The sequence below is a fragment of the Halobacteriovorax sp. XZX-3 genome, from assembly GCF_043196495.1.
Lineage (GTDB): Bacteria > Bdellovibrionota > Bacteriovoracia > Bacteriovoracales > Bacteriovoracaceae > Halobacteriovorax_A.
The window spans coordinates 500935-513837 of the sequence record NZ_JBEBMO010000001.1; the positions used below are offsets into that span (position 1 = coordinate 500935).

Consider the following 12903-nt stretch of genomic DNA (forward strand, 5'->3'; position numbering starts at 1 on the left):
TATATATTTAAAAATATTCAAGGCCCAGTCTCATCTGGGCCTTTCTATTTCCCAAACAAAATCTATGTAAAAACCTTAAGAAATTCTATAGATTTTTTGAAACTAAAAGCATTTAGTTTAACTAATTAACTTTATAAGGCCTTGAAATCTCATCTTAGAATTTTGAAAGTCCACAAAAAATTGCCACAAAATTAAATATTACCCTTAGAAAGCCGATATAAGTAACTGAATTTAGTGATCTGTTCATTAAATGCTTTAATACTAAAGAAATATTATATTAAGTCGAAAATATTTAAGAACAAATTTTATTCACCATCGACTAAATATTAAGAAAGTTGTGAGGGACTTTGAAAAAACCAATACTCTACGTCGGACTAGCGCTGGCATCACTATTTAGCTTTAGCTATATCTTCTTTGCAGACGATACAGCGAAGACAAATAGCTACAGTGAGATTGCGAAAGAGATTGGTATTGAATATGAACTAGTTAAACCAAAAGTTAAAGCAAGGCTAAACTCAAATGTAGCTACGTTCAGTAAAAGAAGTCCATCTTCAGTTGCACAAGAAAGTGTAGACGAAGCAGTTGAACCGAGTAAAAAAAGAGCAGATTTTCAAATCTCAAAACTTGCTGTTAATAAAAAGAAAAATAATTCAACACAAGTATTCTTAAACGATTCAGATTACTCTAGGCCATATTATTCGAATAATACATTTGAAAGGATGCCTGCAAAAGCAATTGAAAAAATAGAGAAGCAAGAAGAAAGTAAACAAATTGTTTACTCCATCCCAACTCCTCCAAATGATATTGAAGATAATGATGAAGAAATAGATACTAAGCAACAAAACACTGGTTCAAGCAATACAGTTATAGTTACTCCGGCCATTGAAGGGCGAATCCCTCCTCTATCAGGACTAATAACACAAACAAATAAAAGTATCTTCATTGATAGTGCCTATGCAGCAACAACTTGTGACAATCCAAAGGTAGAACTTTTTGATCTTGTGACAATGACAGTCCTTGAAGATAACCCGATTACATTTGAAGGAATCAACACTTCAACTTATTTTAATTTTGATGCAAAGAAGTTGGCCCTCGATCTGACAGCTCCTGCTCGTTACAAAGTTAAAGTATCTGGTTGTAGTGATGAGCTAGAAAAAGTTGTAACTAGTTACTTTACTCCACAAGATATTACTCCGGTTTCAACATTACTAGCAAAAATCACGAATACAGATTTTGAGTATACTCCAACGAAAGAGCTTGCTGATTATCTCGATCGCACAGAAGCTTTAATTGAAGCAAGTATCGATAATCAAACAATAGACTATGACTTAATTTACAGTGAGCTTGCGAATAATACAGAGGCAAGCAACATCTTCACAGAATTAACGAATGGTGAAACTGCTGCAATTTTAAAAGATGCTGCACCAAAGTTAAAAACTCTTGAAACACCGACTTCATTAAAAGAAGGAATTTCTAGTGACTTTAAAACAAGTGCAGTTCACTGGGATTCATCATATCCTGTTGCCTATCAATGGATACTTAATGGAGCGACTGTTTCAAATGCTAGTACATGGAGCTACACTCCACCAGCTGATACTGCAGCAAGTGCTGAGATAATTGTTAGAATTGGTAAGAAGAATGATGGTGACGACAATGTAAACACAGCAATACCTCATCATCAATTTATCTATACTCTCGATGTAGAACAAATTAACGATGCTCCTACTCTTGTAGCATCTCAAAGTGTAAATGTAATAGAAGATACTATTCACAACTTCTTTCTGACAACTGGTGATGATGTGGACTCGCCAAGTCTATCTTATATTACAACTTCACTACCAACAAACGGAACACTTACTTGTGTAGGAACAACTAATGAATGTACGTATACACCAAACGCAGATTTTGTAGGTGTTGATACTTTTACATATAAAGTTAATGATGGAGAGCTAGACTCAACTGAAGCGACTGTGACTTTAAATGTCTCAAATGTTAATGATAGGCCAGTTATTGGTGCAGATCAAAGTCTGACTTTAGCTGAAGATAACACACTTGCAATCACTCTCAACCAGGCTACGGATGTTGATAATTCACAAGCATCCCTTACATATAAAATTGTAAGTTCTCCGAATAATGGAACTCTTTCAAATTGTATTACAACAGGTACATATGGAAATGATTTAACTTGTGATTATACTCCAAATACAAATTTTTATGGAAATGATAGCTTTAGTTATATTGCAAATGACGGGTCTCTAGATTCTGCAGGTGTAGCAACTGTATCACTAACCATTACTCCAGTTAACGATGCTCCTACACTTGCAGCTACTCAAGCAGAAACGACAAATGAGGATACAGTCATTAACTTCAATCTAGCGGCCGGAAGTGATATTGAAGCAACACCTCTCAATTATACTATTATTTCATCAACGACTAGTGGTGTACTTAATTGTACACAGGGAACATCGACAGCTTGTAGCTATAATCCAAATTTAAACTTTTATGGAACTGATACATTTACGTATAAAGTTGATGACGGAGAGCTTGATTCAACAACGGCCACTGTGACAATTACTGTTAACACAGTAAATGATGCTCCAGTAATGGGAGCAAATCAATCAGAGACGACTAATGAAGATACTGCAATTAATTTCACGTTAAATACTGCAACAGACGTGGATCTTCCTGCCCAAACAATCTCATACAAACTTTTGTCAGCTCCTACTAACGGTACTCTATCAAATTGTATAACGACTGCGACTTATATCAATGATAGAGACTGTACATATACTCCAAATGCCAATTACAACGGATCAGACTCATTTACATATATTGCAAATGATACTGTCACAGATGCAGTCACTTTTGCGACGGTAACTCTAACAATTAACGCTATTAATGATGCTCCGACACTTGCTCTAACTCAAACAGTTAGTACAAATGAAGATACAGCACTTAACTTTACTCTAAATGCTGGAGCAGATATTGAAGGAGACACACTTTCATATATAATCGTTTCAGACCCTGCAAAAGGTACCTTAACTTGTACTGGTGGTACATCTAGAGATTGTACATATACACCAGACCTAAATGATAACGGATCAACTACTTTCACATATAAAGTAAATGATGGACAACTTGATTCATCAGTAGCAACAGTTACCGTGAACATTACTTCAGAAAATGATGCTCCTGTAATGGCCGGAAACCAATCTGAAACGATTGCAGAGGATAATACTCTTAGCTTCACTCTTTCAGGTGCTACGGATGTTGATATCCCTGCACAAACAATTCAATATAAACTAATTACAGCTCCAGCAAATGGTACTCTTTCAAACTGTATTAATACATCAACGTACTCTACTGATATTATTTGTGACTATACGCCAGGAGCAAATTTCAACGGAAGTGACTCTTTTACATATAGAGCAAATGACACACTAACAGACTCTGCAACGGATTCAACAGTATCAATTACAATCACTCCTGTAAACGATGCTCCAACTCTTGCGGCCACTCAAAGTGTATCAACAAATGAAGATACAGTACTTAACTTTAACCTAACTGCAGGTTCAGATATTGAGGCGGATACACTTTCATACATAATCGTTTCAACTCCAGCAAATGGGAGCCTTAGCTGTACAGGTGGTACATCTACGGCCTGTACATTCACACCTGATTTAAACTTTAATGGTTCAACGACATTTACCTATAAAGTAAATGATGGTGCACTTGATTCGACTCTTGCAACAGTTACAATTAACGTTTCGGCAGTGAATGATGTACCTGTTATGGCAGCAGATCAAGCACATTCAACAAATGAAGATACTGCTGTAAACTTCACACTTAATGGTGCGACAGATGTTGATCTTCCAGCTCAGACATTAAGTTATAAGATCATTACTTCTCCTACAAACGGTACTATTTCAAATTGTATTACAACTGGCAGCTATGGAACTGATATCTCGTGTACTTACACACCGAATGCAAACTTCTATGGAAGTGATTCATTTACTTATACTGCAACTGATAGTGTTGGGGTTGCTGTAACAAATGCGACAGTTTCATTAACAATCAATAGTGTAAACGATGCTCCTACTCTTGCTGGAGACTGGTCATTTTCAACAAATGAAGATACAGCCCATAGCTTTAATCTAACAGCGGCCACTGATATTGAAAATGATGCGCTTTCATATCTTATTGTATCAAATCCAACAAACGGAACTCTTTCATGTACAGGTGGAACGTCAACAGCATGTACATATACACCAAGTCTTAATTTTGAAGGAAGTGACTCATTTACTTATAAAGCAAATGACGGAGCACTTGATTCAAATACTGTTACAGTAAATATCACAGTTAATGCAATCAATGATGCACCAGTAATGATTGCAGATCAAAGTGAAGTAACTAATGAAGATACTCCATTTAGTATAACTTTAAATGGAGCTACTGATGTTGACCTACCAGCGCAGACTATTAGTTATAAAATAATAAACTCTCCAACAAATGGTACAATTACAGACTGTATTACAACAGGCTCTTACGGAACTGATATCATATGTACTTATACACCAAATGCAAATTTCAATGGTTCCGATTCATTTACATATCTAGCAAATGATGGGCTACTAGATTCAGCAACAAGCTCAACTGTTAACCTTACAATTAACGCTGTAAATGATGTGCCAACTCTTGCAGCAACTCAAACTGTTTCAACAAATGAAGACACAATACTAAACTTCAACTTAAATGCTGGCTCAGATATTGACGGTGACACACTTTCATATATCAAGCTTACAGACCCAGCGACAGGAACATTAAGTTGCACAGGAGGGACTTCACGTGCCTGTACTTATACGCCTGCAACAAACTTTAATGGTACAACTACTTTTACATATAGAGTAAATGACGGCTCAGCTAATTCAACAGTTGCAACAGTTACGATTATTGTAAACTCTATTAATGATGCACCAGTTATGGCAGCTGATCAGTCATTTACGACAAATGATAATACGGCACTGGCAATTACATTAAGCAATGCTACAGACGTCGATGGTGATGCTCTTACTTATAAAATTGTTACGCCACCATCTAATGGAACTCTTTCAAATTGTATCACAACAGGTAGTTATGGAACTGATCTTACATGTACATATACTAGTAATGTTAATTTCCATGGTAGCGAAACATTCACATTCATTGCAAATGATGGAACTATTGATGCGGCTTCTGTTGAAACTGTAACGATTAACGTAACAGATAAAACACCTTCAGCTGCGCCGACTATTGCACTTACATCTGCGACTTATACGAACTCAACTGCAAATACTATGACAGTAAGTAGCTGTAGCGATATTTCTTCTGTGATCATTAACGAAGGAAGCCAGCCGGCCGCTGGTGATGCATGGGTAGCATGTTCAACAGTTGCAAATGCTACAACATACACTCTTGCAAGTGCAACTCAAGGACTTCATACACTTAGAGCTTGGTCAAAAGATCCACACGGAAATATTTCCACATCATCAACTAATATAAGTGTTTACTACGATACAATTAACCCAAGTCTTTCACTAACAACTCCTTCGATCCAAAAAGGCGGAAATAATATTAATCTTGCATGGAGCGCTACTGATGCCAGTACATCGACGGCACAAAACTTCCAAGTAGATTTCTACAACGGAAGTAGTTGGTCTTCAATTGGCACAACTGCGGCCATTAATGGACCAATTAGTTCACAATCTTTTACAAGAGCGTGGAGTGTTCCATCTATTAATACATCAAACGCTAAGTTTAGAGTTTCATTTACAGACCTAGCTGGAAACTCTGCAACAGTTGAGTCAGCTGCATTTGTGATTGACTCTATTGCACCAGCACTAAGTTATACATCACCAGCAAATAACTCTTACCACTTATCAAGTACGACGATTAACGGAAATTGTGAAAGTGGATTAAATATTAATATCTCTGGTGATATTCAAGCTGCATTTTCGATTGCTTGTTCTGGGGGGACTTTCTCACAAACAGTAAACTTCTCAGACAACGATGGAGCAAAGAATATAACAATCAATCAAGTCGATGCAGCGGGTAACTCGACTTCTGTTACAAGAACTTTCATACGTGATGAGGTCGCTCCAATTCTTACTAAAACGGCTGGTATCTCACCAGACTTTACAAATGCTAACACACCAAACGCATGGTCAGGTACTTGTGAAGGAACATATACGATATATGTTACAGGTGATGAAACAACTTCATTTAATTGTTCTTCTGGGACATGGAGCTGGACACCTTCACCAAAAACAACAGATGGCACATTTGTTTATAACTTAGTTCAAACTGATGCTGCAGGAAATACATCTTCTCCGGCCCTATCTCTTTCTTGGCAACGTGACGCTACAGCTCCGGCATTTAATGCGACAGCACCAATCCAAATCGAGATCGGAGAAAACCAATCAGAAACAGTTCTGAGAGACAGCATAACAGTATCTGGTATTTGTGAAGGAACAAATGTTATCTCTATCTCTGGAACAGAGTCAGCAAGTATTACTTGTTCAGCGTCATCTTGGACATGGACATCGGCAAATTACACTACAGATGCCACGAGAGCATTCACATTCACACAATCTGACTCAGCAGGAAATACATCAGCACTAACATATACTTGGACAAGAGACTCTAATTTCCCTGCTCTAGCGATCGATGTTAACGCGATAAAAAATAATGGTTCTACTGCCACATTCACAGGAACGTGTGAAAATGGATTAACGATCAATATTACTGGAGCACAAACGACGACAACAACTTGTACTTCAGGTGTATGGTCATGGACAACAGCATCAACTGCATCAGATGTTAACAATACATATAATTTTGCTCAAACGAACGCTGCCTCTAATACGACAACGGTTTCAGGTAACTGGTATCGTGAAACAGGCCTTCCCGTTATAAATACGATATCTGCAGGAGTTGCGGATCCATCACCAACTAACTTTATTCCATATTCGTTAACAGCTAGTTCTCAAAATGCGAATGTTTATCTAACTCATATTTGTCTTCAATCAAATACAACGACTCAACCTGCAAGTGACGATGCTTGTTGGATTGCAGTGAACTCGACTTCGATTGGAATAACTCCAGCACAAAATATCACTGTAACAGACTACTCTTATCTTCTTGGTTGGGAGCCTGCTTTATACGATGTTTATGCTTGGGTAAAAGATGAAGCTGGAAATATTTCATCAAACACACAAGTGCTAAGTACTGACTACGATCAAATTGTATATAGTAAAGATGCTCCTCCACTAATTTGGGACGTAGCTGCTGCTAATAATGATTTATCATCAATTCCTCCAACAAGAGCAGAATCCTCTGTTCCAACAGGTACTGACCTTTATATTCGTTGGAAGGTAGACGATGCTGTTGGTCTTTCGACTACGGCAATTAATCTTTTCTATACACAAGATGAACAAACATTTACGGCAATTGCTGGAGCACAAGGAATTTCACCACATACTAATCACGGTTGTCCTAGCATCACTTTAGCTGCAAATGAAGGTTGTTTTAAGTGGACAGGTGGTTCACCTCTGGCAACTGCATACAAGATCAGAGTTAAGGTAACAAATATCTCAGGTATTAGTACACAGCTTACTTCAACTCCATTAAATGCTGATCGTATTAAGATTATTGCAGGAAATACTGAAGCAGGTCTAGGTGGGGATGCGAGATCGGCCCTATTCTTTAACAAGCGCGTTGGAGACTCTTCTGATATCCACACTCTTGTCTTTACTGATGATGGTAATATTTATTTTGCAGATTATAAAAGAGGTATTATCACAGTTGACCCTGCAGATGGTAAGCAGAAACTCTTCATTGCAAAAACTGGAACGTCAACTGGAGATGGTGGGCCGGCCGAGAGTGCAACTCTACGCTACCCTATGAAAATCACTCTTGATTATCAAGGGAGACTATTAATCCTTGATTATAACAGAATTAGAAGAGTTGACTTAAATCTTGAAAACCCAACAATTGAAACGATTATTGGTGGTGGCTCTAGCACTGCAGACACTGTAGCAAACCCACTAGATCTTCAAATGCGAGGATTATCAAGCTCTGATTACCGTACGAATGCTGTGTTATTCACACCACTACCAAATGGTGATATCTGGTTTAATGCTGAAAGATCAGAAAGTATTGAAACAGACGGCAACTTCAAAGTGCGTATCTACAGAGCAGCAACAGGGCAAGTTGAATCATTCTATCTTGGTGGTACAGGAAATGGTTGGCAGGCATCTCAAGACCTATCTAAGTGTCGAGTTGGATATACTGGTATCAAATTTAATCAAGCGACATCTCAGATTCAAGGAATCACTGGAACGGCCTATCACCATAAGAATTTTCCAGGCTGTGATATGTATGGATCAACTTCTGACTATACTTATGCAAGAATTTATTTTGATCCAACAACTGGTCAATCTATTACACCACTAGATAATAGCTACCGTTGGTATCACTACTATAACTATACAGGTATGGATGGTAACTCATATGTAACAGTAGCAAGAAGTTACATGAATCGTAATAATTTTGATGGAACATACACAAGAATCCTAGGTTCTGGAACGCTTGGAGAATGTGCAGATGGTACTCTGGCCACTGCATGTAATATGGATATCTATTCGGTTTTCGTTGATAAGAATGGAAAAATTTATTTCAGTGACCGCGGTAAAATTAGAACCCTAGATAACGAAGGGAAAGTTGTTACAATCTTTGGCCAAGGTCAGTCTTACGGAGATAATGTAAATGCCGTTAATGCCCGCTTTAGTAATATTAGCCGTGTCACAAGATTAAATAACGGAAAGATTGTTGTAAATGACACTTCATCTTACTATCTAAAAGAATTTACTATCGAAGGGAATATTCACAGTATCGCAGGTAATGGTACAGTGGCCACAGCTTCAACTGCTGCAGCTGCAACAACACAGCCAGTAAGAAACCCATATTGGACCGTAGTTGATCGTGCAACGGGAAATATCTATATGGACCGTGTAGAATGGCACTATGGACGTTTTTCAATGCTTAACCGCTCAACAGGTATGTGGGAAGATGTCTTTAGCAATACAAGTGGTACAGCTTATTATGACCCGACTTCTGATGGAAAAATTGGCAGTGACATTGATGTTGCCGGTGATCAAAACAGGGCCCTACCTCTTGGTTTTGCCAATGGTAAGCTATTCTTAAATAGAATGAGATATAACTCAACAGACCTAAGATACGAAGACTTTATGCTTAAGGCATATGATTCGGCCGATAGCTACAGACAAGAACACGTCTGGGGTGTTCTTGGATACAATAGTACAGAAGAAGGTTGTACAGAACTAAGAACTGCACCAACTTCTGGTAGCACTTGTGAATATGAGTACTGGGATAATTACAGAAATATCTACTACGATAGTGTTGATGCGAAGTATGTAACAGCGAAGATGTATCGTGGTGCTCAGCGCAGAATTATTGCCTTTAAAGACGGAAACGTTGAGCAAATAGCCTATACAGCTAGAAATATTGATGACGGTTTCGTTTACACTAGAAGAGGCGGAACGCAATATCTCTACTACTGCTATGCTAGCAGACTATATGCTCACAATATCGATACTGACACTGATCTTGGTGCCCTGAGTTGGACAATGCCTCAACTTTCATGTCGTGGTGTGGAGTTTGATTACAATCCAACTAATGACTCAATCATCTTCCCATTTGAGCAAAACGGACTCTATGGAGTTGCAGAATACTTTCTCTAAACAAGTTTAGGTTACCTAACGTTTGTTTCCATAAAATACTGATTTTACTCATGTACAAAAGACATACATAGTTATAAATAATGCTCAACAATGAATATTTTCATCTTATTTAAGCTAAGATGTGAGCATTATGAAGAAGATAAAAACTACGCTTTCCCTATTCGTTTTTTTCATCAATTTACTAGTACTAGGAAGTGAACTAGATATTAGTATGCTTCCAGACAAGAGTGTTCTTCCAGGTGAAGTTGCCATACAAGTTCTTCCGATAAAATCAGTATCAAATGCCACGTATAAAATTACAATTGAAAGTAATCAGCAGTGGCGTGCCGAAGGCCCAGAAGAAGCAAACCTAATTGCTGGCGATCTAACTTATTTAACTTTTTATACATACACTCCAAGCTTTGTTGATGCAGGAACAATTCATGAATTGAAAATTGTTTTTACCAATACACAGACACAAGAAAAGATTGAAAACAATATTAGCTTTGTTGTTGCCAAGAAACATAATCTCGATTTTTTTGATGCTGATCAAAATATTGAAACAAATAAGAAAAATCACTCTCTTAACTTAAAGGTTAAAAATACTGGTAACTCAAGTGAAGTTTATAACTTCTCAATAAGAAATTTAACACCTGAAGTAAGTGTGAGTGTAAACAGCTCCCCTATTACCATTGCTGCAAATGAAGTAAAGCTTCTTCCTGTAAGAGTTAACTTTAAAAATAGTACTTCAACTTATGCGGCCTTTGAAGTGAGCGCAAAAGTTGGAACAATTACAAAATTTCAAAAAAAATTCCAGGTAAAATTTGTTAGCTCAACAAATAACCAGGATAGACAAGGTAATTACCTCGATACAACACTAACTATTACTAATGACTACATGAGTGTGGAAGGTAAAGACTCAAATCTAAGTTCAGTAGTCTTAAATTCTAACGGGGCCCTATCAGACTATGTTTCTTTATCGAGCTACGTACAAGCAAATATGGTCAATGGACAAGCACAAGATGCACGTGGCACATTCCACTTTGATGGTGATAGCTGGCGATTTAGTGCTGGAAATAATGTCGATCTAGACGTTGATACAAATGTTGGTAACGAGGCCCGTGATGGTGTTGCCTATTCAAGAGATATATTGCCTAACCTAAAAGTTGGAACGCTAGTAGGTGTTGACGAAAATGATGAATTTAATACAGCGGCCATGGTTCAATATGACCCAAAACCAGGACAACGAACTTTTGTTATCATCAACCAGAATACAGACTCTGGTGAAACATCTGGCTCAATTGGCTATCGTGGAAATTTTAATCCTAATGATAAATTATCATTTGCACCATCCCTAACTGTTTCCGATGACCCTCAACGTGGAGTAATACAAGATTACCGTACAGCTATTCGTTACATGGTAAGAAAGAACCTCCCTATTGCAATAACTTCTGGTTATAGAAGAGATCGTTTTCAAGAAGTTATCTATAATAATACTTCTCTATCTTACGATTTTGATGGTGTTCTTCTCGAACTTAGTAGAAATGACGAACTAAACAAAGACACTTTCGAAACAAATGAGCAGAGTAGATCACATCGCAGCTCTAATAATGTTCGTGTAAGCTTTCCAATGGGAGGAGGCTTGTCGGCCAGTGTTAACTACCAAGATCAAACTAGCTCAAGTGAAAGTGAACAAAGAAAGTTCATCACATTCGCCTACCAGAACAAGCAATTATATGCCGCAATGAGAGCTGGTGTTGCAAGCAAGAATTATACAGATGCAAATATTCAAGACTATACTAACGAACCTTTCATATCTGTTGATTTAAGCTACAAAGCACCAAAGTTCACAATAAGATCGCATTTTGAGTATGAATCATATGGGGATGACTCATATCGTACACGTACTAGTGTAGGCGTAAATTATAATATCAACAATAACCACTTTAATGGTGATGCCTACGTTAGAATTGGACATGATGAAGGCCAAAGAAACGATTACGTAACACAAACACAAACTGATCTTGATTATATCGAAGCAGGTATTCGAACAGGAGCAGACAGTAATTATTCATTCGAAATTTATACAAGAGCAGAAGATAATCATCAATATGATGATATCGATTATCAAATAGGTATTCGTTTTCAATACCGTTTTGGAGCAAAGACGCCAAGAGGTGTCGAAGATGCTTTTGGTGGAAAACGCACAGGTAGTATTGCTGGCCGAATCTGTATTGATCGAAACCTAAATGGCCTATGTGAAGATTTTGAGCCGGGTGTTGAAGGCCTTAATATTTATAGCGTAACAGGAAGCACTACAACCGACAAAAATGGCAAATATATCATTAATGAGCTTAAACCAGATATTGATCACATCTCTCTTATTGAGCGACAAGTTACTGCGAAGTCTTTGGAGTCAGCGCAATACTATAAGGGGACAAAGGTCATAAAGAATCAAACTGTATATGTGGACTTTGCACTAAAGGAAATATCATCAATCAATGTCTTCTCTTATAATGATATTAACAAGAATGGACGTTTTGAAAAAGACTTCGATACTCTAATTGGAGATATCACATACCAATTAATAAATAAGAATGGTGAGATTATTCCAATAAGCGCCCGTTCTTTAAATGGAATTAATTACTCACGTCTTAAAAACGGAAATTACAAGTTAATTGCGACAGCAAACTCTCCTATTTACCAAGAGATCCAGAAAGAAGTTACATTAGAGCTACCTAAAGACAATATGCAGACAATATCATTTGGGTTCGAAATCATTAATGCAGACACTCTGCCGACACAGGAGCTTATTGTTTCAGAGTTTGACAGCAGTATAATTAGTTCGCCTAAATTTAGCGCCTTATTAATATTAGACTCATCTGAAACTGAATACACAATTCTTTCAAATATTTCCGTAGAACTTGATGGCTATCAAGTTGATATAGAAATCGAAGAAGTATATTCTGGCATGTGGGATATTAATATCGACTTGAAAAATCTTATTTCATTGCTAAGTCAAAAAAACGAGATCACTATTGATATTGAGTTAGAAAATGAAAATGGTGAAGAACTACAAATCAGAAGAACTAGAAACCTCTTCTACAATAATTAAGGCCAATAAGAG

General features: G+C 37.3%; 2 protein-coding genes. Both read left to right on the forward strand.

What is annotated here, in order from left to right:
• Positions 1–347: 347 nt before the first annotated feature.
• The gene (locus tag ABMA70_RS02330) at positions 348–9797 is read left to right on the forward strand and encodes a tandem-95 repeat protein (protein ID WP_392991779.1); all 9450 of its coding nucleotides are present in this window, start codon (positions 348–350) and stop codon (positions 9795–9797) included.
• 130 nt (positions 9798–9927) lie between these two features.
• The gene (locus tag ABMA70_RS02335; protein ID WP_392991778.1) at positions 9928–12891 is read left to right on the forward strand and encodes a hypothetical protein; all 2964 of its coding nucleotides are present in this window, start codon (positions 9928–9930) and stop codon (positions 12889–12891) included.
• Positions 12892–12903 lie beyond the last annotated feature (12 nt).

What these genes read in the sequence shown, in the direction of transcription:
- ABMA70_RS02335 (WP_392991778.1), top strand. Translation starts at nt 9,928, where the DNA reads ATGAAGAAGATAAAAACTACGCTTTCCCTATTCGTTTTTTTCATCAAT.